The organism is Dactylosporangium darangshiense (assembly GCF_039537565.1).
Lineage (GTDB): Bacteria > Actinomycetota > Actinomycetes > Mycobacteriales > Micromonosporaceae > Dactylosporangium > Dactylosporangium darangshiense.
Window position 1 is genome coordinate 137,622 of sequence record NZ_BAABAT010000018.1, and the last position, 19,841, is coordinate 157,462.

A 19,841-nucleotide genomic window follows, 5' to 3' on the forward strand; every position below is an offset into this window, starting at 1 on the left:
ACGTTCTGTCTCGACCGACGATGCCAGCCCAGGTTCGCGCTGTCAAGACGGAACGTTCTATCTCACGCGATGCGCGCATGGAGCCCACCATGGCGCGAGCAACTTGCTCAGGCTGGTCGCGCTGACTCGGTCACCCGTCTCTTTTCGGGATCGCCATCGTCACGTCGAGCAGCCCGTCATCAGTCCGGGCGTGGCCGCCGGCTCGACCGTTGCCGGTCGAGACAGCAGTGGCGGTGTACAGATCGTCGGCCATGCCGGCTCCTCGAGCCGCTCGAGGACACGGGCGGTGACCTGGTCAGCCGTGCCCGTACCGTCAACGCTGACCAGGATGCCCCGCTCGGCGTAGCCCTCCACGACCGGCCGGGTCACCTCGTGGTAGAGCTTCAGGCGCCGGCGGATTACCGACTCGGTGTCGTCGGGGCGGTGCTCGGCGGCGGCCCGGGCGAGCATCCGGCGTACCGCTTCCTCGTCATCGACGCGCAGGTGCAGCGCGACGTGCGGGGTCATGCCGATCCCGGCCGCGGTGCGGTGCACGGCGCGCGCCTGTGCCCGCGTGCGCGGGTAACCGTCCAGTACGTACCCGACGCCGGCGGCCTTCGCGTGGGCCATCGCCTCGCCCACCATGTCCCGCACGATCCGGTCCGGCACCAGCGCCCCCGCGTCCATGCTGGCGCGCGCGGCCCGCCCGAGCGGCGTGCCCTGCCGGACGTGGCCGCGCAGCAGGTCGCCGGTGGCGATGTGCGGTACGCCGAAACGCGCGGCGATCCGGGCGGCCTGGGTGCCCTTCCCGGCCCCAGGTGGAGCGATCAACACCAGCCGCATGGTCGGTCCCCCTCCTCAGTGACGCGCACCGGATGCGGTGCCTCTTGAAGCCTGCTGCGGCCCGCGCCACCCCACATAGGTCAGATGACTGCTTCGACGCGGATCACACCCGCGGCGCCCGGCACCCCGCGACGCCGGCCGGTAAATCGCCGCCACCCCTGCGGCGGAGGGCCACAACCGGAGGCAAGACCGAACGTTCTGTCGCTACCATGGGTCCATGGCGCGCAGTGAAACCGACACCCGGCCATCTGAGGCACGACTCCGGCTGCTTACCACGGCGACCCGGATCTTCTACGCGGAGGGAATCCACTCGGTCCCCGTCGATCGGATCATCGCCGAGGCGAAAGTCACCCGGGCCACGTTCTATCGGCACTTCCCCGGCAAGGAAGATCTCATCCTCGCCTATCTGCAGGGGGCCGACCAAGCAATCCGCAGCCAGGTGGACACGGCCATCGCAGCCCTACCGGCGAGTGACGCCGTCCGGGCCGTTGCAGCGTCGATCGCTCAGGGCATCCGGTCCGCCGGCTTTCGCGGATGCGCCTTCCTGAACGCTGCAGCCGAGTATCCCGATCCCGACCACCCCGTGCACCAAGCCGTCCTCGCCCATCGGCAATGGTTCCTCGACACGATCAACACCCTGATGGCGCATATCGAGGAAACCGAGGCCGAGCCGGCCGCGCATCACTTCGTCATGCTTCGCGACGGCGCCATGGCGGCCGGCTGCCTCTTCGACCCGGTACTGATCGGCAAGACCTTCCTCCGCGGTGTCGACGGACTCGTCCAGATTCATGCCACACGCCAGCCATCCTGATTCGTGGCGACGTCAGCGGACGCACCATGCTGCGCGCATCACGGCGATCCTCTTCGACTACCTACGGTTCGGCGCGCCCAACGCAGGCTGAGTCGACGCACACCGTAGGACGAGGTGAGCATCCGTTCGTCGGCTCGCTCAGCCCCTGATCGGATGTCCGCTTCTCGCCGAAGCCGCATAACCCCTGTCCGTGCTGGGCAACTTGGTCAGTAGGTCGTCGGTGGAGAGCACCCTCTCGGCGTACAGGGGGCCGGTGAGTTCGGTTGCGGCGTGTTGCAGCTGCATGGTGAAGGCGGCCGTAGCGTCCTTGACGAGTGTTACCGAGTAGCCGAGTTCCATGGCGTACCGGCCGGTGCCTTCGACGCAGCCGGGAGCGGTCATGCCGGCCAGGATGACGTTGTCGATGCCGTGTTGGCGCAACTGCTGGTCGAGATCGGTGTGGGCGAAACCGTTCATACCCCAGTGTTCGCTGCTGACGACGTCGCCGTCGCGGGGGCCGAACTCGGGATGCCAGTCGCCGCCGATGGCGCCGATCTCGAACAGGCGGGCGTCGCGCAGGTTGGCGTGGGCGCGCTGAATCCTGGTCCAGCCGTCGAGGTCGCCGGGACGCCACCGTCGGTGCGGGGCGACGAAGACTTGGATGCCCGCAGCCCTTACACCGGCCAGCAGGGTCTGCAGATGGTGGTGCAGTCCGATCGTCTCGGCCACATCTTTGATCCGGGGCCAGATCTTGCCGTCCTCGCCGAGGAAGTCGTTGTACGGGTCGACCAGCACCAGTCCGGTGCTGTCCGCTGGATAGTCCGTCATGTCCATGCACTTCACTCTGTCCAGGACAGACACGATCCGACAGTGGCACAGATGCCTACGACCGAAGGTTCCGTGCCATCATGAGGCCGTGGCTTTCCACCGTGTCGCGGCATACATCCCGGTCGGCGCGGCCGCGCTTGGTCTCGGCATGGCCAGCGCCGCCTTCCGGCCACGGCCGGGCGGTCCGCGGTTCGACTTCGCCGTCTGCGCCGATCGCCGCGGGCCGGTGACCACCGATCTGGGCGTGCCGGTCGTGGCGGATCACGACATCGCGCTGCTGACGCGAGCCGATCTCGTGCTGGTGTTGCCAGGAGCACAAGACACCGACGAGCCGGCACCCGGTGTGCTGGCCGCCCTGCGCCGCGCCCAGGCAAGAGGCGCCACCGTGGCAGCGCACTGCCTCGGCGTGTTCACGGTGGCGGCGACCGGCTTGCTCGACGGCTACGCAGCCACCACACACTGGCAGCATGCCGACGAGCTCGCCACTCGGTATCCCAGGATCGCCGTTCACGCCGAGCACCTTTACATCGACCAGGACAAGATTGTCACCGGCGCCGGCGCGGCAGCCGGGATGGACATGTACCTGCACCTGATACGCCGCGACCACGGCGCCGCGCACGCCAACGCGATCGCCCGGCTTTTGGTGGTACCGCCACACCGCGACGGCGGCCAGCAGCAGTACGTCGATGCGCCGGTTGCCACCGGGGAGGATGCCGAACGGCTCGCCGCCGTCCTCACGTGGGCACGCGCACACCTCCACGAGAGCCCGGCCATCGACACGCTGGCCACACGTGCATTGATGAGCCGCCGCTCGTTTATCCGCCACTTCAAGGCCGCCACCGGCGCCACCCCGCACGCCTGGCTCCGCGCGCAACGACTCAACCTGGCCGAAGAACTGCTGGAGACCACCAACCTGACCACGCAACAGATCGCCCAGCGGACGGGATACAGCAGCGCAGCAGCTCTGCGCCAACAGTTCACCCAACGCCGCGGTGTTGCGCCTCGCGACTATCGCCGCGCCTTCACCCACGCCTGAACCGCCACCCAAGCGTGAAGATCCCCCGGGCCGCGCCGCGGGGCCCGTGGGTCAGCGGCGACCGTGGTGGTGGTGGTGCGTGTAGCGGTCAGGTCGCCGGCGTCGGCCGCGTTGCGGTCGGACCGAGCCGCACGGGGCGTGCGTGCACCGGGACCCGGATGATTTGGTACGGCGGGACACGGTCGTCGACGCCGTTGTTGAACAGCGGCGTGCGGGGAAGCTGGTTGACGCTCACGTACAGGTAGCCGTCCGCGGCGAGCGACAGCGTGTCCGGCCACAGCAGGGCGGGCGCGTGCAGGATCGTGGTCCAGGTGCCGTCGGCGGCCAGTTTCAGCACCGCGCTGTGCTCGTACGCGGTGGCATAGACCGCACCATCCGTGTCTGACTCAAGACCGTCGGACGAACCCTTGTCGCCGTGGTCGACCACCCGAGCGGCGACCTCGGCCTCGGGAAGTTCCCGGTCACGCAGGGCCGCGGTGTCGATGCTGTACAGGCGCCGGCTCGACAGCGGGCAGAAATACAGTCGCTCGCCGTCGGCGCTCAACGCGATACCGTCCGCGCCGACGGCGTATCCCTCGCGGACGACCCCCTGCACCACGGCCCGGAAGCCGTCCTCCGCATGGGTACTTCGGTGTCCACGCAGCCGCGACCAGCTCTCGCCGGAGGCCAGGTCCACGACGACCAGGGCGCCCTCGGGCTGCGAATCGGTGAGGTACGCGTACCCCGCCTCGCCCCGCGAGAGGTCGAAGCGAACGTCGTTGAGGTACGCCGTCGGTGTCATGGCCTCGGCAGAGGGATGGACGACCCGTACCACCTGCCCGGTTTCGAGGTCGACCTGGACCAGCTTCGGCCCGGCCTCGACGGACGGCGCGAACGCCAGGCTGCCGGTGTCGAGCAGCCACAAGGAACCGGCCGGATCAACGATCACGCTCTGCACCGACACCAGCGTGTCGGCGGCCCGCTGCGGGCTCCACCGGTTGATCTCCACGTCCGGGAATGCGACCAGCTTGCCGTCGACGACCTCAGCGACCGTGTAGGGCACGTCGTCGCCCCACCGCGGAATCGAGACGAACACCCGCCCGGAGTCGGCGACCGTGACGCCCGTCGGCATCAGATCGGGGATCTCGGCGACGACCTCGTACTCCCGGGCGACCCAAGCACCGAGCGGACCAGCAACCATAGCGGCCGCCTACCCCCGTCCCGCTGCACAAACCGGGGTTCGTTCCCACGCCCGCGGGCACGTTACCGGCCATCGTCGGCTTCGACAGGGACGGAGTTGCCGGATGAGGGTAGTGAGCCTGGACCGGTTCGGCGGCCCGAGGTGCTGCAACTCGGCGAGGTGCCGGCACCGCGACCGATCAACACCGAGGTGCTGGTGCGGGTCCACGCGGCCGGCATCAACCCGGCGAATCTCAGGCAGAGGGGACGGGCCGGGGGGTCCACCCCCCGACGATGCGACTACGGCCGGAGGCGGCGCGAATTCCGCGCCGCCGGCGGCCGTCAGAGGCTACTTTCCGTGCGGGTCGGCCGCGTTGAGGGTGGCGACGACCTGGTCGTAGTCGCCGCGCGCCTCCCCGTAGCGGAGGAACTTCACCCGCTCGACCTGAATCTCCTTCGCGTCGGGCTGCGACTCGAGCAGCTCGACGACCTCGGTCACGAACGCGTCGAGTGGCATCGCGAACTCGCTGCTCTCCTGACCGGGCAGCAGCGAGGTACGAACGGATGGGGGCTCCAGCTCCACAACCTTCACGGTTGTGTCGGCCAGCTGCAGCCGGATCGACTCGCTGAGCATGTGGATCGCGGCCTTCGACGCGTTGTAGCTCGGGGTGATCTTGAGTGGTGTGAACGCGAGGCCCGAGGAGACCGTCATGATCGTGGCGTCCGGCTGCCCCCGCAGGTGCTCGATGAACGCGGCGATGAGACGGATCGGGCCGAGCACGTTGGTCGTGATGACCGACTCGGCCGACGCGAGGAACGACTCGGGCTGGTGCCAGTCCTCGATGCGCATGATGCCGGCCATCGTGACGAGGACGTTGAGGTCCGGGTACTTCGCCAGCACCTCCTTCGCGGCGGCGTCGATGCTCGCGGGATCCGCCGTGTCGATCTGGACGGTGTCGATGGCGGGGTGCTCCGTGGCGATCTGCTCGAGCAGGTCGGCGCGCCGGCCGCCGACGATGACCTTGTTGCCCTTGGCCTGCAGTTCGAGGGCGAGGGCGAGGCCGATACCGCTCGTGGAGCCCGGGATGAAGATGGTGTTTCCGGAGATGTTCACGCTCTGAGCCTGGCCGGCCTTCCGGGGCGGATGAAGAGACCGGTTACCGGGGGATCGGCAATCCCTGGTTCGCCCTCGCCGCCGGCGGATACTGGGATCATGGACCGTGCAGCACTGGCCGAATTCCTGCGCCGCCGCCGGGAGGCGCTGCAGCCCGGGGACGTCGGGCTGGCGGCGGGTGCGCGCCGGCGTGCACCGGGCCTGCGGCGGGAGGAGGTGGCGGCCCTCGCCGCCATGTCGACCGACTACTACACCCGGCTCGAGCAACAGCGCGGCCCGCAGCCGAGTCCGCAGATGCTTGCGTCGGTCGCCCGGGCGCTGCGGCTCACGACCGGCGAACGCGATTACCTGTTCCGGGTGGCGGGGCACAACGCCCCGGTCTCCGTGTCCACGGCGACGCACGTCGCCCCGGCGCTGCTGCGCGTGCTGGACCGGCTCGACGACACCCCGGCGCTGATCCTGTCCAACGTCGGCGAGATTCTCGTGCAGAACCGGATGGCCGAAGCCCTGTTCGGCGACAATTCGGGCCACACGGGGCTCGCCCGCAGCGAGATCTACCGGTGGTTCACGGACCCCACGCAGCGGCGGCACTACCCCGAGGAGGACCGCGACCGGCAGAGCCGCGGCCAGGTCGCCAACCTGCGCGCCGCGTACGGGTCGATGGGCCCGCAGTCCCGCGCGGGCGAGATCGTCCGGGCGCTGCAGAAGGCGAGCCCGGAGTTCGCCGAGCTGTGGGAACGCCACGAGGTCGCCCAGCGCTATGCCGACCACAAGACGCTCATCCATCCCGAACTCGGCCCGATCGAGCTGGACTGCCAGGTGCTGTTCACCGAGGACCAGTCCCAGCACTTGCTCGTGCTCACCGCGCCACCGCGCAGCGAGGGCTACGAGAAGCTGCAGCTGCTCGCCGTGCTGGGGCACGAGCGGTTCCCGGCCGACGCGACGCCCAGTTAGCTCCTGCTCCGCAAACCCAGAGCGTGAACTGAGGAGCCAGGCCACGTTACGAGATCCAGTTGCGGGCGCTGTACCGACCGTGACCCGGATGCGCAGCCCGCCCGGCAGTCCCCGCTTCGCCGATGCGAGCAATTGTCCAGCGTCAGGCAGCCCGCGGGCGGTCGATGTCGGTCGGTAGCGTGACGAACAGTGACGTCCCGCGACCTGCCGGACTTGAGAGCTGCAGGTGTCCGCCGAGAGCCTCGACGCGGTCGGTGAGACCGATGAGCCCTGAGCCGCGTGCCGGGTCGGCTCCCCCGACACCGTTGTCGCAGATCGTGAGCGCGAGGGACTCCCGCTGGCTTGGGCCGTTGGCGGTGACGTCGACGTCGACGTTCACCGCGGAGGCGTGGGCGTGCTTGGCAGCATTCGTCAGCGCTTCGCACACCACGTAGTACGCGGCCACCTCGACGCAGCTGGGCAGCCGCAGTTTCGGGCCTGGGTTGATGGTGACCGGGACGGGGCTGCGGCGGGCGAGCGTCTTCAGCGCGGGCATGAGGCCACTCTGGGAGAGGATGGCCGGGTGGAGGCCCCGCGAGATCCCCTGCAGGTCCGTGAACGCCTTTCCCAGACCTTCGGTCGTCCGGCAGAGCCGCGCCTTGAGCTCCTCGAGCTCGCACGGCACCAACTCCTCGGCCGCGCGGAGTTCGAGGCCGAGTGACACGAGGCGACCGTGATCGGTGCGGCGACCGACGAGTGGAACCCCAATTTTCGCGCCGCATCGGCGAGAGCGCCGCGGCGGCCGTCGTAGCTGTCCACGCGGGCCGGGCGGGAGGTGCACAGCACCTGCTGCGTGACGCCGCCATCGACGGCAAACACTCGCCCCAGCAGCGGCTCAATGCCGGGTTTGTTGTAGTCGGCGATGACGCTGACCGTGCCACGTACCTCGTGGCGCACCAGCCTCGCGGCGTCGGCCGCCAGCAGCGACGCTGTTTCGGCGGCGACCGCGGCGACGACGTCGGCCTGGGGCGCGCCGTGGGCGACGAGCTCCGCCACCCGCCGTAGGCTGGCCTGTGTCGTCGCGAGCTCGCGCAGGGATCTGCCCGTGGCCTCGCGCTCGGTCGCGACCCTCAGCAGTATCTCCAGCCGGGGCAGCACCCGTTCACGCACCCGCCGCAGCACCGGCTCGGGCAGGTCGGCGGGGACCAGAAGCGCACCGGTCCGGGAGCCGTACCGCAGTGGCAGTGCCGCTCGCCGCTCGGGGTCCGGGACGCTGTCGAGTTCGATCGCCGCGAACGGCAGCCGCAGCGTCTGGGCAAGGCGGCGCGAAGCCTCCGGCAGTACCGGGCGCAGATCGTCCGCGGACAGCATGAGGCGGGCCAGCCGGGCGAAGAGATCGGCCTCCTGACGGCGCTCGACCGACTCGACCGCTCGAGCGCGGGCCAGCTGAGCCATCAGGGCGGCCAGCACTGCCACCACGAGGAACGCCGCGAGTCCCACCCACTCCCGCGTCTCTTCCAGGTCGAACTTCCGAACAGGCGGGACATAGAAGATGTTGAACGCAGCGGCGCTCACGACAGCCATCGCCACCGCCAGCCGCAGGCCCCAGACCATGGAGATCGCCAACACGCCGAGCAGGAAGATCTCCACCAGGGCGTGCCGCGAGGTCGTGCGGCCGAGCAGATAGACCAGCAGCGTCTCGACCACGAGCAGCAGCGCGCCGACAACGAGCCCCAGCGCAAGAGGCGGCGGGGTCGGCCGCACCAGCCGAGCCGCCAGGCGTGTCAGCATCACCGAACCTCTTTCCACCTCATGCGCCTCTGGCGGCACTGTCACGATCAGTTCGCGGTGCGCTTCAAGCGATGTGACTACGTTGCCCCACCCAGCGACCATCCCGCCTTCGCAATCCGGACGTCCGCGATGAGGCCGTTGTACCTGCCCCGATCACCACATCCATCACTGCAATGACGCTATGCCGCTCACCGACCGCGATCGGGTGAGGCATCGGGTGACAACCGACCGGTCGACCCCGACGCTCAAACCGGCGAACTTTCTATGACGTCATCCCGCCGAGCACCAACTCGGACAGCGGCAGACCGGTCGGCCCGAACGTCGTGTACCTCATGCCAACATCGCCGCCACGTGCTCGGCCAGCTCGTCAGCGGGGACATCGCGCAGGTGCCGGTCGACCGCCCAACGGTGGCCGGACGGGTCGAGGAACTGCGCGGTTCGGTCGCCCCAGAACGCATCGTGCGGTGGCTCGAACGCGGTGGCCCCGGCGGCGATTGCGCGTTCATAGGCGGCATCGACGTCGGGCACCGGCAGGTGGAACGCGGCAGGGCTGCCCCCCAGCGTCACCGGCGTGCGCAGGCGGCGGTCCGGAAATTCGCCCGCGACGGCCAGCACGGTGTCACCTATGCGGAGCTCGACCGTGAGCGGGCGGCCGTCGGGTAGCGGAACGCGGCTCGTTTCCCGAGCGCCGAGCACCTCGGCGTACCACGCGGCTGCAGCGTCGGGATCGTCCACCACGAGATGGACGGCAATCTGTGTCATGGTCCGACCATACAGTCTGTCTGGTCGATCAGTCCAGACGCTTTGTACGGTGCCTTGTGACGCGTAAAGCCCGACGCGATGGCCCCCAGCGGAGCGGTGCTCCATGAGGGTCCGGGCCTCCTTGCCGACCGCGAGGTCCGGCTACCGACTTCACTACGCCAGCGCGGGCTTGAGCTCCTCCAGCTGGCGTACCGCATCCTTGATGTCGTCGCCGAGCGGCTGGACGAGCACGTGATCCGCGCCGGCATCGCGGTGCGCCCGAACCCGGCGGGCGACCGTGGCCGCGTCGCCCCACGCGACAATGGTGTCCACGAGCCGGTCGCTGCCGGTGCCGGCGACGTCCTCGTCGGAGAAGCCGAGGTGCTTGAGGTTGTTCACGTAGTTCGGCAGCTCGAGGTACCGCCGGGTGTGCCTGCGGGCGATGTCCCGGGCCGTGGCCGGGTCGGTCTCCACGACGACCGCCTGCTCGGGGATGAGCAGCCGGTCCGGGCCGAGCACCGCCCGGGCCTGCGCGGTGTGCTCCGGCGGCACGAAGTACGTGTGGGCGCCGTCGGTGCGGTCCCGGGCCAGCTCCAGCATCCGCGGCCGCAGCGCCGCCAGCACTCGCGGCACGGTCACCTCGCCCATGCCGTCGAGGTACTCGCGCATCCGCTCCAGCGGGCGCTCGTACCGCTGGCCGGTCTGGTCGATCGCGGAAGCGTGGCTCACGCCGAGGCCGAACACGAACCGCCCCGGCCACGCCTCGCCGAGCGCCTCGGCCGCAGCTCGGGCGGTCGCCGGGTGACGGGCCCAGATGTTCGCGATGCCGGCGCCGGCCACGATCCGCGATGTGGCGCACAACCACACCGCCTCCTGCGCGAAGATGTCGTTGCGGCCGACCACCTCACCCTCGAATACCGAGCCGTACCCGAGCTCCTCGATCCACGCGACCGCCGCACGCTGCGCGTCGACCGGCTCGCGCTGCAGCGCGGCGAGGTACACACCCACCGGCCCGAGGTTCGTGGTTCCTGCGGCGTTGGCGGCGCTCTTCGCGGCGTTGTTCATGGCCGGCCCTCCAGGTGTCACGCTCCACGGTGCATCGTCTGGGACGCTCTGCCCGAACCGGCCGGGTTTAGAGGCGCGCGCCGGAATTCGCTCGTGACCTGTGCTGGGCCGAAGTACGCGGTGTCGAGGAGGCAGGCCAGGCGCGTGATCTGGGCCTTGATCACGCTACCGGGATCGCGGGCTCGTCGATCACGCTTGCGTCGCCGCCGCGGATGGGGCCCACGCTCCACGCGTTCAGCTCGTGCGGGGTGCCGAGCCTGATCTCGCTCACCTCGTCGAGCCGGGCGAACTGCGCCGGGGTCAGTGTCACGTCCAGCGCGCCCAGGTAGTCGTCGAGCTGCGCGACGCTGCGCGGGCCGATGATCGGCACGTACGCCGTGGCCGCCCGCGCGCCCTGCTGCCGCATCCAGGCGATGGCGACATGGGAGGCCGGCACGCCGAGCTCGGCCGCGACGTCGAGGACGGCGTCGACGATCGCGGTCTTCTGCGCGGTGTCCTCGAAGAACCCGACGGCCTTGAGGTCGCTGATCCGGCCGGTGGCGCCCTGGCGGTACTTGCCGGTCAGCAGACCTCCGCCGAGCGGGCTCCACAGCGCCGCGCCCAGGCCGAGCGCCTGCGCCATTGGCAGCAGCTCCCGCTCGGCGGTGCGGTCGACCAGGCTGTACTCGACCTGGATACCGGCGACCGGGGACCAGCCGCGCAGCTCGGCGATGGCGGCGGCGCGCGACACCCGCCAGGCCGGGAAGTTCGACAGCCCGAAATAGCGGATCTTCCCGGCGCTGACCAGGTGGTCCAGGCCGCGCAGGATCTCCTCCGTCGGGGTCAGGCCGTCAGGGGCATGCACCCAGTACATGTCCAGGTGATCGGTGTTCAGGCGGCGCAGGCTGGCCTCGAGGGCCTGGACCATGTACCGGCGGCTGTTGCCGGTGTTGGAGACGGTCTGCGGTCCGACGCCGTTCATGCTGTACTTGCCCGTCAGCACGAAGTGGTCCCGGTCGGCGCCCAGGAACTCGCCGAGCAGCCGCTCGGATTCGCCGGCCTGGTAGTTCTCGGCGGTGTCGATGAGCGTGCCCCCGGCTTCGGCGAACCGGTCGAAGATCTTGCGGGCCTCGGCGGGCTGAGCACCAGGGCCCCAGCCGCCTCCGGCGCGCCAGCCGGTGCCGAAATTGGCGGTGCCGAGGCCGTACTCGGACACGCGCAGGCCATTGTTGCGCCCGAAGGTGGTGTATCGCATGGGTGGACATCTCCCTAAGACGAGTAAGACGAGTAGCTTGCGTTTGAAGTGCGTCGGGTCAGCTGGGGACCGTCACGACGATCTTGCCGACCTGGGATCCTGACTCGAGGCGTCGGTGGGCCTCGACGATGTCCTCCAGCGGGAAGGTGGAATCGATGACCGGCCGCAGAGCCTTGCGGGCGACACCGTCGAGAACCCAGTCAACGGCGACCTTGCGGCGTTCGAGGTCAGTGGTGAGGTCAAAGACTTTGTAGCCGCGGATGGTCAGGCTCTTGCTGATCAACTCCAGCGCGGGAACGGTCGCGGCCCCGGTGCTCAACGCCCCGTAGACGATCACAGTCCCGCCGGGCGCGGCGGCGCCGACCAGACGCGCCAGAGCCGGTCCTCCCACCGGATCGAAGATCACACGCGCGCCCTGCCCGTCGGTGAGTTCGTTCACCCGGGTGACAACGTCTTCCTCGGTCGTGGCGATGACCGCCTCGGCGCCGGCGTCCAGGAGCCGCTGACGCTTGGCGCTGGTGCGGGTCAGGGCCACCGGCCGGGCCCCCACGCTGCGGGCGATCTGGATCGCGGCCAGCCCGACGCTGCTTGAGGCGGCCGGGATGAGTACCGTGTCACCGGCCTGCAGGGTCGCGGTCTCGATGAGGGCGCCGTAGGCGGTCAGGTACTGCCCCCACAGGGCCGCGGCTTGTTCCCAGGACAGTGTGCCGGGGTGTTTGACCACCGCGGTGGCGGGCGCGATGGCCAGCTCGCCGTGGATGGGATAGTCGGTGGCCCTGAAGCTGGGGATCATGCTGACGGCATCGCCGGCGGTGAAACCTTCGACGTCCGGGCCGATGGCGTCGACATCACCGGAGGCCTCCCATCCGATACCGGAGGGGAGCTCCACGGGGTTGCCGCTGCGGAGCATGGCATCCGATCGGTTCACTCCGAGAGCCCGGGTGCGGACGCGGATCTCGCCCTTGCCGGGTTCGCGGACCTCGACGTCGTCCAGGGTCAGGACCTCGGGGCCGCCGGTGGCGTGAAAGCGGACGATCTTGCTCATGAGAGTGGTCTTGCCTTTCAAGTCTGGACCTGATCCGGTCGTTTTCGGTCAGCGTGGGGCGAGCGCCTACACACCCGCCTCGGCCTCGGCGAGGCCGACGCGCGGCACGACGAGCAGCATCACGGCGGTCGCCGCGGTCATCCCGCCGGTGACCACCAGCGCCATGGCGACGCTGCCGCCGCCGAGCACGCCGACCATGGGGGCGCCCAGCGCACCCCCGCCGAACTGGACGGCGCCGAGCAGCGCCGCAGCGGTCCCGGCCGCCTCGCCGTGCCGGGTCATTGCCAGGGCCGGGGCGTTGGGGAAGGCGAGCCCGATCGCGGCGAGCACAAGGAACAGCGACACCAGCAGTGTGGCCAGGCCACCGAGGCCGGTCACGGCGAAGAACAGCAGGATGAACCCGGCGGTGGTACCGACGATCAGGGCGGCGCGCAGGATCTGCAGCGGCGTGTACCGGCGCAGCAATAACACGTTGAACTGGATGGCGCCGATGAGTCCGGCCACACTGGCCGCAAAAACAAGGCCGAACTCCTGCGCGTCGAGACCGTACTGCTGTTGCAGGACGAAGGACGAGCCCGCCACGTAGGCGAACTGGGCGGCGGCGAACAGCCCGACGACGAGTACCAGAGCGACGAAGGCACGGTCGCGGAACAGCCGGCCGTACACGCGCACAGTCGCCGCCGCACCGCCTCGGTGGCGGCGGTGCGGCGCCAGGGTCTCCGGAAGGCCGAAGAGCGCAACTGCGATCAGCAGCACGCCCAGCGCCGCCAGCGTCACGAACACGCCCCGCCAGTCGGTCCAGCGCAGCACCGCACTGCCCAGGGTCGGTGCGAGGATCGGTGCCGCGCCAGTGACGAGCATCAGTCGCGAGAAGATGCGGGCGAAGGCGGATCCGCTGAACAGGTCCCGCACGACTGCGGTGGCGACCACCGTGGCGGCCGCCACGCCGACCCCCTGCAGCACGCGCAGCACGTCGAGCACGGCGATGGTGGGCGCGAACACGCACAGCATCGACGCGGCCACGTGCAGGACCAGCCCGGCCAGCAGCGGGAGGCGGCGGCCGGCCGCATCGGACAGCGGCCCGACGAACAGCTGCCCGACGGCCAATCCGAGCAGCGTTCCGGTGAGCGTGAGCTGCACCGCCGTCGGGGTGGTCGCGAGTGCGGCCGTCACGGCGGGCAGCGCGGGCAGGTACATGTCGACGGTCAACGGGCCGATCGCGATGAAGGCACCGAGCACGAGCACCAGCCGCGCCCGCTGGCGGCCGGTCATCAGGTCACCCGGCAGCACCGGTTCAGCGCCGTCGGTGGTCACGATGGCGGCACTCATGAGTCCTCCCGCCAGACGAGTTCGAACTCCGTATCCATGCGCTGTACGGCGATGTCGTGCACCCAGCGCGCCACCGCGCCGCCGATAATGGTTCTGACCTTTGTCATGGCGTTTCCTCTGTTGCTTGACGGATGCTCCGCGGCAACCACCGAGGAGAAGGCAGCCCTCGTCAAGGGTGGTGAGCCAGCTGCTGCTCGATGTCCTGAACAAGCCGTTGAGCTTCGGTCGGCCCGGGCCCGGATGGCCAGTAGACGACCGGTCGACAAAAAGCTAGCCGACCGGTCGTCTATCGTCAAAGCCCTGGAACGGACAAGTGACGCACGGGACAAGATCCTCAAGGCGGCCGCCGGCCTGCTGGAGCAGCGAGGATATTCCGCACCGGGCCCGGCGGAGGTCTGCACTGTGGCGGGCGTGCCGAAGGGCAGCTCCTACTACTCAAACCGTGCCGTCTCCAGAGACGTAATGCGGCGTAGCGGGATTGTGGCCGCGAGTGCGACCGTAAGCGCGGTGGCGAGTCCGGCGCCGAGCGTCCACCAGTAGCCGGAGCCTGGCGGTTCCCACGGCATGTGGTTGACCCGGAGCACGTCGGCCGCGACGGCGAGGCCGAACAGGACACTCGTGGCGGCGATGCCGATGAGTGGTGCGGCGATCTCGACGATCAGGACCCGGGACAGGTCGCGGGAGCGCATCCCGGCGAGTCGCAGCAGCGCGAACGGTCGTTTGCGTTCGACGAGTCCGCCGGCGACGGACACCGCCAGGCTGAACCCGGCGATCACCAACGTGACGAGCAGGACGGTGTTGCCGATGCGGGTCATCAGGTCCAACTGATGGTTGTTCTGTCCCTTGAGTTCGCCGAGCGTCCACGGCAGTTTCGGTGCGTCGTCGTTGGTCGCGGCCTCGATCGCGGTCCGCACCGATTCGATAACACTGGTGCGGGCGTCCGTGGTCACCAGCAGCCCGAGCATCGGCAGCGAGTCGGTGGCGGCGGCGGTGTCGACGCGGACGTCGCCGACGTCGCCGCCGCCGAGGCCGCGGGCGTCGACCGACACGGTGGCGGCCGGGTCCGGACAGTCGGCCAGGGCGGCAGCGCGGAGGTTGGCGCAGCGGGTGACGACGCGGACTGGGTCGTTGTCGCGCGCCACCGAGCCGGCATTGGTGCGCAGGTCGACGACGGCGGTGACACCCGGAATTGTGTGCAACTGCGCGACGAGGGCGTTGGTCCGGTCCGCAGACAGCGGCACAGCGTTGTGGTCGGCGAAGTCTGTGCCGACCGTGCCGGGCGGAAGCATGATCCGGCCCGGGTCCGGCAGGCCCGCGAGGGTCGACGCCGACAGCGCGCTGATCACGGTTACCAGGAAGACTGTCAGAACGAGGCCGCTGATCGAACGGAAGCTCGCGGACGGGTCCGCGGTCAGGCGATGCCCGGCGAGCGTCGTCGCGGCTCGGCGGCTGGTCCATATCAGCACCTTGCCGACGCCCGTGGTCAGCCAAGGCCCGATGATGACGATACCCAGGATGAGCAGTGCCGTGACGGCAGCGAGAAGCCATAGGGCGCCGTCGCCCTGGGTATTGGTCAGCATCGGCAGGGTGGTCACGAAACCGAAGGCCCCGACGGCGAGTGGGCCGACTCGCCACCAGGCGGCCGGCTTCCTGCTGGCTTTACGGGTCACACCCAGCGGAGACATCTGTACCGCGCGGAGCGACACCAGCGCGGCGACCGCCGAGAGTGCGGGCACGCCGAGACCCACCAGAGCCGCGGAAGACCAGGTGAGGCGCAGGTCGGAGGGGAAGAACGGCGACCCGTCGAGGTCGATACGCGCCGCGTAGGGCCGGGCGATGACGAATACGGCGAAGCCGAGCGCGCTGCCGCACAGCGCGGACACCGCGGCCTCGATCGCGGCGATCGTCCGGACCTGTCGCGGCAAGGCGCCGACCAGGCGCATCGCCGCCAGTCGCTCTTCGCGGCGGGCCGCGGCGAGGCGGGTGGCGGTGCCGATGAGGACGAGGATCGGCACGAGCAGCGCCGCTGCGCCGATGCCGATGACGACCCGGCCGAACCGGGTCGGTGCCGCGTTGCGGGGCTCGCCTTCAATACTGCGGACCTGAATGACACCCGGTTGCCCGGTGAGTTGGGCGGGGTCGTATCCGACGAAAACCACCAGCGAATCGGGTCCCTGCAGCGCGGCACCACCGACCGTGGCGACGACCCGGCCCGGGAACCGGTCGGCGAGTTGGGCGGCCGGAACGTCGACCATCAGGCGTTGCAGCGCGGGCGAGACGGCCAGCTCACCCGGGCCGGGCAGCCGGCTGATGCCCGGTGGAACAGGGCTGTGCGGGCCGAGCGGGGCGACATCGACGCGCAACAGGTCGCGGCCGGCGAAGCCGTCGTCGCGCATCCGCCACAACAGCGGGTCCGTGCGGCTCTCGTCCTGCGCCGGCCGGACGTTGTGCACGGATGTGTCGGTCCACCCGGCACGTGCCTCATGGGCCTTGAACGCGGGTAACGCGACCGCGGCGAGCAGCAGCAGGACCACGCCGAGGCCCACGCCGGCCGCGGTCACCACGAGGCGGACGAACTGCTCGCGTCCGCCCGCGAACGCCAGCAGGATCGCGAGGCGGATCATCGCCCACCCATCCCGTCAGGATCGACGGACGCAACGGTGGCATAGTCGGTGACTTCGCCGTCCCTGACCAGGACCTCGCGATCCGCGCAGGCCGCGACGCGGGCGTCGTGCGTCACCAGCACCACGGTCGCATCCTGTTCCCTGGCCGCGGTCAGCAGCAGATCCATCACGTTCTCCCCGGCGAGGGAGTCCAGCGATCCGGTTGGCTCGTCGGCGAACACCACCTTCGGCTGGTTGACCAGCGCACGCGCCACCGCCACCCGCTGCGCCTGTCCGCCGGACAGTTCGCCCGGGCGACGCCGGTGCAGACCGCTCAGATCCAGCCGGTCGAGCAGCGCTGTCGCCGCGGCTCGTGCCATCCGCCGCGAGGTGTGGCCGAGCAGCAGCGGCAACATCACGTTCTCCAGGACCGGCAGTTCCGGAACGAGTTGGCCGAACTGGAACACGAACCCGAACCGGTCCCGGCGAACCAGTGTCCGCTCGTTCTCGGACATCGTGTTGAGGGAGTGCCCGTCGAAGATGATCTCACCGGTGTCGGGGCTCAGGATGCCGGCCAGGCAGTGCAGCAGCGTCGACTTACCCGAACCGCTCGGGCCCATGATCGCCAGCACCTCCCCGGCGGCCACGCTCAGGTCGGCGTCGCGCAGAGCCGGGGTGGAGCCGAATGACTTCGTGACCGCGTGCGCGGCCAGGATCGGCGCGCTCATCGGACGAACTCCTTCTTGAGCTGGTCGAGTCGGGCCGAGGTCAGCTCGATCCAGCGCAGGTCCGCGTCGAGATGGAACAGGCCGTAGTCGGCCAGCAGTGCCTTGCTCAGCCGATCCGACTTTCGCAACGCGGTCAGCTCACGCATCCGCGCGAGGTGCGCCTTGCGCTGGGCGTCGAGATATGCCTTCACCGGCCGATCCGACATCAGCGCGAGGACGACCTTGACGAACAGCACTGCCTGAAGGTGCGGTTCGGGCTGCTCCGGCGAACCGAGCCACTGCTCCAGCCGCGCCACACCTGTCGGCGTGATGACGTAGCGCTTGCGCTCCGGCCCGTCGCCGGGTGCGGCGCCCTCGATCTCGATCTGCCCGTCCCGTTCCAGCCGCGACAGGGTTCCGTAGACCTGTCCGATCGGCAACGCACGGCCGCCACCGAACATCGAGTCGTACTCGCGCTTGAGTTCGTATCCGTGGCTTGGCTCTGGTTCGAGCAGCCCGAGCAGCGTCGTAGGTACGTTCACGCGGCGACTATAACCTGAGGGAGCACACTGAGGTAATACCTTAGGTAGTATTCGCACATTCCGTAACGCCGCCGGGAAACACCGCATCGTCGTCGAGGGTGAGCATCATGCCGGCCACGTCCAGGGGTACAGCAGGCCGGCTTTGACTCCTTGACACCGATTCGCCGATCAGCGCATCGTTGGGAAGCCATCGAAGTCTATGAAAGTCCGTCCTTTCGGAGGCACCGCCATGTCTCTTCTCCGTCGCACCCGAACCAGCCTGCGCAGCGCCGGGCTCGATCTCGCGTCACCCGCTCAGCACCGAGCGCCCAGGCGGCCGAGGCGCATCGTGGGCGCCGCCATCGCCGCATGCGCCGTGACCTTCGCCTTCGTCGTGGCCGCGGCGCCGAGCGCGCAGGCCGCCAGCACGGTCCGGCTCACGCCGGCCGCCGACACCATCGCGCCGACGGTCCCGGGCGCCTTCGGCGGCTCAATCAACTGCGCCTTGGTGCTGACGCTGCACTGGACCGCCTCCACCGACAACGTGGGGGTCATCGGCTACGACGTCTACCGGTCGGTCAACAACGCTCCGTTCACCTTCGTCAGAACGACCTCGACCACCTCGTTCACGGAGTCGCTCCTCGGTGTCGTGAAGTACCAGGTCCGTGCCCGAGACGCGGCCGGCAACGTCTCCGGCTTCACTGCCGTGGCCAATATCGTGCCGCCGCCCTGCCCGGCGCCGCAGGACAGACAGCCGCCCACGACACCGGGCGCGATCACCCTCTCGATCACCTGCGCATTGGTGGTAACGCTGAACTGGGGCGCCTCCACCGACAACGTGAGGGTCATCGGCTACGACGTCTACCGGTCGATCAACAATGGTCCGTTCACGTCAGTCGCGACGACCCCGACGACCTCGTTCACGGATTCGCTCCTCGGCATCGCGAAGTACCAGGTCCGAGCCCGGGATACCTCCGGCAACGTCTCCGCCTTCACTGCTGCCGTGCTTGCCGTGCCGCCGCCCTGCCCAGCACCGTGACCGGCCAGACCGTGACGGCCCGCCGCATCGAACACGGCCGGCTCGCGGCGACGCCCGAACCTGCACCTCAGGGGACGTGGCGGGTGCTCTCCCGAAGCCGGACGGTGCAGCGGATGCGCCTGACCCGCGGCGTGAGGCCGCACTCCGGGGCGAGCACCAGCCCCATCGCCTCCATCCCCAGGGTCTCCAGCGGGATGTGTACCGTCGTCACCGCCGGCGAGATGTCGCGGAGCGGCAGGATGTCGTCGAACCCGGCGATCGAGATCTCCTCCGGCACCGACAGCCCGAGCTGCCGCAGCGCGGCCATGGCGCCCACCGCCATCACGTCGTTCGCCGCGAACAGGCACGTCGCCTTGACGCCGGAGTTGCGCCAGTGCATCGCGGCGGCGAACCCACCCTCGCGCGTGAAGTCGGCGTGCAGCACGTGCCTGGGCTCCAGCCGCAGTCCCCGGTCGGCCAGCCCCTGGCGAAACCCGGAGACCCGATCGCGGGAGGTCCGCAGTGACGCCGGGCCGGCGAGGACCACGAACGAGCGGTGCCCCAGATCGAACAGGCTGTGGGCAAGGTCGCGGGCGCCCGTGCTGTTCTCCACCAGCACCGTGTCGACCCCCGGCAGCTGCTGGCTGATCATCGCCACCCGGCCGCCGCCGGCGGTGAACGAGGCGATCTCCCGCCGCAGCCGCGCCTCCGACGCCTGATCGGCACTGCGGCTGCCGGCGAGGATGACCGCTCGACAGCGCAGCTGCCGCAGCGACGCCAGGTATTTCGCCTCCCGCTCCGGTCGGCGCCGGGTGTCGGCCAGCGTGACGATCATGTCCTGCTCGTCGGCCACCCCCGTGACCCCGGCGGCGATCGAGGAGAAGTACGGGTCGTTGATGTCGTGGACGATCAGGCCGACGACGTTGGTGTGGCCACGCCCCGCCGCCTGCGCCGCGGCGTTGGGCAAGTAGGACAGTCCTCGGAGCAGCTCCGGTGCGGGACGCCCTGGTCCGCCGGTGAAGTCACGCGAGGTCGTCGCGACCGACGCGCCGGCCATCCTCGCCATCTCGGCCAACGTCGCGGGGCTCACCAGTTCCACATGGCCT

20 protein-coding genes are annotated in these 19,841 nt (G+C 69.7%); 4 read left to right on the forward strand and 16 right to left on the reverse strand.

Annotation, left to right across the window (positions count from 1 at the left end):
• Window positions 1-159: 159 nt before the first annotated feature.
• Complete coding sequence (locus tag ABD901_RS29655; protein WP_345131475.1) at window positions 160-822, reverse strand: adenylate kinase; 663 nt, start codon at window positions 820-822, stop codon at window positions 160-162.
• A gap of 217 nt (window positions 823-1,039) precedes the next feature.
• On the opposite strand from ABD901_RS29655, the gene ABD901_RS29660 reads away from it, so the two are divergent.
• Window positions 1,040-1,633 carry a TetR/AcrR family transcriptional regulator gene (locus tag ABD901_RS29660; protein ID WP_345131477.1) on the forward strand — a complete coding sequence of 198 codons (594 nt, stop codon included), beginning with the start codon at window positions 1,040-1,042 and terminating at the stop codon, window positions 1,631-1,633.
• A 138-nt stretch (window positions 1,634-1,771) separates the two neighbouring features.
• Here the strand turns inward: ABD901_RS29660 and ABD901_RS29665 are convergent, their stop codons facing one another.
• Complete coding sequence (locus ABD901_RS29665; RefSeq protein WP_345131479.1) at window positions 1,772-2,446, reverse strand: cysteine hydrolase family protein; 675 nt, start codon at window positions 2,444-2,446, stop codon at window positions 1,772-1,774.
• Between the two features lie 142 nt (window positions 2,447-2,588).
• Between ABD901_RS29665 and ABD901_RS29670 the strand changes: the two genes are divergently transcribed.
• The gene (locus ABD901_RS29670) at window positions 2,589-3,476 is read left to right on the forward strand and encodes a GlxA family transcriptional regulator (RefSeq protein WP_345131482.1); all 888 of its coding nucleotides are present in this window, start codon (window positions 2,589-2,591) and stop codon (window positions 3,474-3,476) included.
• A gap of 88 nt (window positions 3,477-3,564) precedes the next feature.
• On the opposite strand, the gene ABD901_RS29675 is transcribed toward ABD901_RS29670, so the two are convergent.
• Both ABD901_RS29675 and ABD901_RS29680 read right to left on the reverse strand, forming a co-directional pair.
• Window positions 3,565-4,656 carry an L-dopachrome tautomerase-related protein gene (locus ABD901_RS29675; protein ID WP_345131483.1) on the reverse strand — a complete coding sequence of 364 codons (1,092 nt, stop codon included), beginning with the start codon at window positions 4,654-4,656 and terminating at the stop codon, window positions 3,565-3,567.
• Between the two features lie 327 nt (window positions 4,657-4,983).
• Window positions 4,984-5,748 (reverse strand): SDR family oxidoreductase, encoded by a 765-nt coding sequence (locus ABD901_RS29680; protein WP_345131485.1) that lies wholly within the window; start codon window positions 5,746-5,748, stop codon window positions 4,984-4,986.
• A 99-nt stretch (window positions 5,749-5,847) separates the two neighbouring features.
• Here ABD901_RS29680 and ABD901_RS29685 point away from each other — a divergent pair, with 99 nt between their 5' ends.
• The gene (locus ABD901_RS29685) at window positions 5,848-6,702 is read left to right on the forward strand and encodes a helix-turn-helix transcriptional regulator (protein ID WP_345131487.1); all 855 of its coding nucleotides are present in this window, start codon (window positions 5,848-5,850) and stop codon (window positions 6,700-6,702) included.
• 142 nt (window positions 6,703-6,844) lie between these two features.
• On the opposite strand, the gene ABD901_RS29690 is transcribed toward ABD901_RS29685, so the two are convergent.
• The 11 genes from ABD901_RS29690 to ABD901_RS29740 all read right to left on the reverse strand — a co-directional run bounded on the left by ABD901_RS29690 (window position 6,845) and on the right by ABD901_RS29740 (window position 18,215).
• Entirely contained in the window at window positions 6,845-7,237 is a 393-nt protein-coding gene (locus ABD901_RS29690; protein ID WP_345131488.1) for a sensor histidine kinase, read from the reverse strand.
• Window positions 7,225-8,574: a DUF4118 domain-containing protein gene (locus ABD901_RS29695; RefSeq protein ID WP_345131490.1), complete on the reverse strand. Its 1,350-nt coding sequence runs from the start codon at window positions 8,572-8,574 to the stop codon at window positions 7,225-7,227. Before ABD901_RS29695 ends, ABD901_RS29690 begins: the two co-directional genes overlap by 13 nt.
• Window positions 8,575-8,802: 228 nt before the next feature.
• On the reverse strand, window positions 8,803-9,210 hold the full coding sequence (locus ABD901_RS29700) for a VOC family protein (RefSeq protein WP_345131492.1): 408 nt from the start codon (window positions 9,208-9,210) through the stop codon (window positions 8,803-8,805).
• A 177-nt stretch (window positions 9,211-9,387) separates the two neighbouring features.
• Window positions 9,388-10,278, reverse strand: a complete 891-nt coding sequence (locus tag ABD901_RS29705) for a TIGR03620 family F420-dependent LLM class oxidoreductase (protein ID WP_345131494.1) — start codon at window positions 10,276-10,278, stop codon at window positions 9,388-9,390.
• Window positions 10,279-10,438: 160 nt separating this feature from the next.
• Window positions 10,439-11,512, reverse strand: a complete 1,074-nt coding sequence (locus ABD901_RS29710) for an aldo/keto reductase (RefSeq protein ID WP_345131496.1) — start codon at window positions 11,510-11,512, stop codon at window positions 10,439-10,441.
• A 58-nt stretch (window positions 11,513-11,570) separates the two neighbouring features.
• Window positions 11,571-12,557 (reverse strand): zinc-dependent alcohol dehydrogenase family protein, encoded by a 987-nt coding sequence (locus ABD901_RS29715; RefSeq protein ID WP_345131498.1) that lies wholly within the window; start codon window positions 12,555-12,557, stop codon window positions 11,571-11,573.
• 66 nt (window positions 12,558-12,623) lie between these two features.
• Complete coding sequence (locus ABD901_RS29720) at window positions 12,624-13,886, reverse strand: Bcr/CflA family efflux MFS transporter (protein ID WP_345131500.1); 1,263 nt, start codon at window positions 13,884-13,886, stop codon at window positions 12,624-12,626.
• 431 nt (window positions 13,887-14,317) lie between these two features.
• Window positions 14,318-16,510, reverse strand: coding sequence for an FtsX-like permease family protein (locus ABD901_RS29725; protein WP_345131502.1), 2,193 nt, complete (start codon window positions 16,508-16,510; stop codon window positions 14,318-14,320).
• Entirely contained in the window at window positions 16,507-17,217 is a 711-nt protein-coding gene (locus ABD901_RS29730) for an ABC transporter ATP-binding protein (protein ID WP_345131504.1), read from the reverse strand. Before ABD901_RS29730 ends, ABD901_RS29725 begins: the two co-directional genes overlap by 4 nt.
• Complete coding sequence (locus tag ABD901_RS29735) at window positions 17,214-17,738, reverse strand: helix-turn-helix transcriptional regulator (protein WP_345131506.1); 525 nt, start codon at window positions 17,736-17,738, stop codon at window positions 17,214-17,216. The genes ABD901_RS29730 and ABD901_RS29735 overlap by 4 nt, the downstream gene beginning before the upstream one ends.
• A 294-nt stretch (window positions 17,739-18,032) precedes the next feature.
• Complete coding sequence (locus ABD901_RS29740) at window positions 18,033-18,215, reverse strand: hypothetical protein (protein ID WP_345131508.1); 183 nt, start codon at window positions 18,213-18,215, stop codon at window positions 18,033-18,035.
• A gap of 7 nt (window positions 18,216-18,222) precedes the next feature.
• Between ABD901_RS29740 and ABD901_RS29745 the strand changes: the two genes are divergently transcribed.
• Window positions 18,223-18,756 (forward strand): fibronectin type III domain-containing protein, encoded by a 534-nt coding sequence (locus tag ABD901_RS29745; protein ID WP_345131509.1) that lies wholly within the window; start codon window positions 18,223-18,225, stop codon window positions 18,754-18,756.
• 67 nt (window positions 18,757-18,823) lie between these two features.
• Here the strand turns inward: ABD901_RS29745 and ABD901_RS29750 are convergent, their stop codons facing one another.
• Window positions 18,824-19,834, reverse strand: coding sequence for a LacI family DNA-binding transcriptional regulator (locus ABD901_RS29750; protein ID WP_345131511.1), 1,011 nt, complete (start codon window positions 19,832-19,834; stop codon window positions 18,824-18,826).
• Between the last annotated feature and the right edge of the window lie 7 nt (window positions 19,835-19,841).

What these genes read in the sequence shown, in the direction of transcription:
- ABD901_RS29710 (WP_345131496.1), bottom strand. Translation starts at nt 11,512, where the DNA reads ATGCGATACACCACCTTCGGGCGCAACAATGGCCTGCGCGTGTCCGAG.
- ABD901_RS29665 (WP_345131479.1), bottom strand. Translation starts at nt 2,446, where the DNA reads ATGGACATGACGGACTATCCAGCGGACAGCACCGGACTGGTGCTGGTC.
- ABD901_RS29690 (WP_345131488.1), bottom strand. Translation starts at nt 7,237, where the DNA reads ATGCCCGCGCTGAAGACGCTCGCCCGCCGCAGCCCCGTCCCGGTCACC.
- ABD901_RS29720 (WP_345131500.1), bottom strand. Translation starts at nt 13,886, where the DNA reads ATGAGTGCCGCCATCGTGACCACCGACGGCGCTGAACCGGTGCTGCCG.
- ABD901_RS29660 (WP_345131477.1), top strand. Translation starts at nt 1,040, where the DNA reads ATGGCGCGCAGTGAAACCGACACCCGGCCATCTGAGGCACGACTCCGG.
- ABD901_RS29670 (WP_345131482.1), top strand. Translation starts at nt 2,589, where the DNA reads ATGGCCAGCGCCGCCTTCCGGCCACGGCCGGGCGGTCCGCGGTTCGAC.
- ABD901_RS29705 (WP_345131494.1), bottom strand. Translation starts at nt 10,278, where the DNA reads ATGAACAACGCCGCGAAGAGCGCCGCCAACGCCGCAGGAACCACGAAC.
- ABD901_RS29715 (WP_345131498.1), bottom strand. Translation starts at nt 12,557, where the DNA reads ATGAGCAAGATCGTCCGCTTTCACGCCACCGGCGGCCCCGAGGTCCTG.
- ABD901_RS29655 (WP_345131475.1), bottom strand. Translation starts at nt 822, where the DNA reads ATGCGGCTGGTGTTGATCGCTCCACCTGGGGCCGGGAAGGGCACCCAG.
- ABD901_RS29685 (WP_345131487.1), top strand. Translation starts at nt 5,848, where the DNA reads ATGGACCGTGCAGCACTGGCCGAATTCCTGCGCCGCCGCCGGGAGGCG.
- ABD901_RS29725 (WP_345131502.1), bottom strand. Translation starts at nt 16,510, where the DNA reads ATGATCCGCCTCGCGATCCTGCTGGCGTTCGCGGGCGGACGCGAGCAG.
- ABD901_RS29730 (WP_345131504.1), bottom strand. Translation starts at nt 17,217, where the DNA reads ATGAGCGCGCCGATCCTGGCCGCGCACGCGGTCACGAAGTCATTCGGC.
- ABD901_RS29675 (WP_345131483.1), bottom strand. Translation starts at nt 4,656, where the DNA reads ATGGTTGCTGGTCCGCTCGGTGCTTGGGTCGCCCGGGAGTACGAGGTC.
- ABD901_RS29695 (WP_345131490.1), bottom strand. Translation starts at nt 8,574, where the DNA reads ATGGTCGCTGGGTGGGGCAACGTAGTCACATCGCTTGAAGCGCACCGC.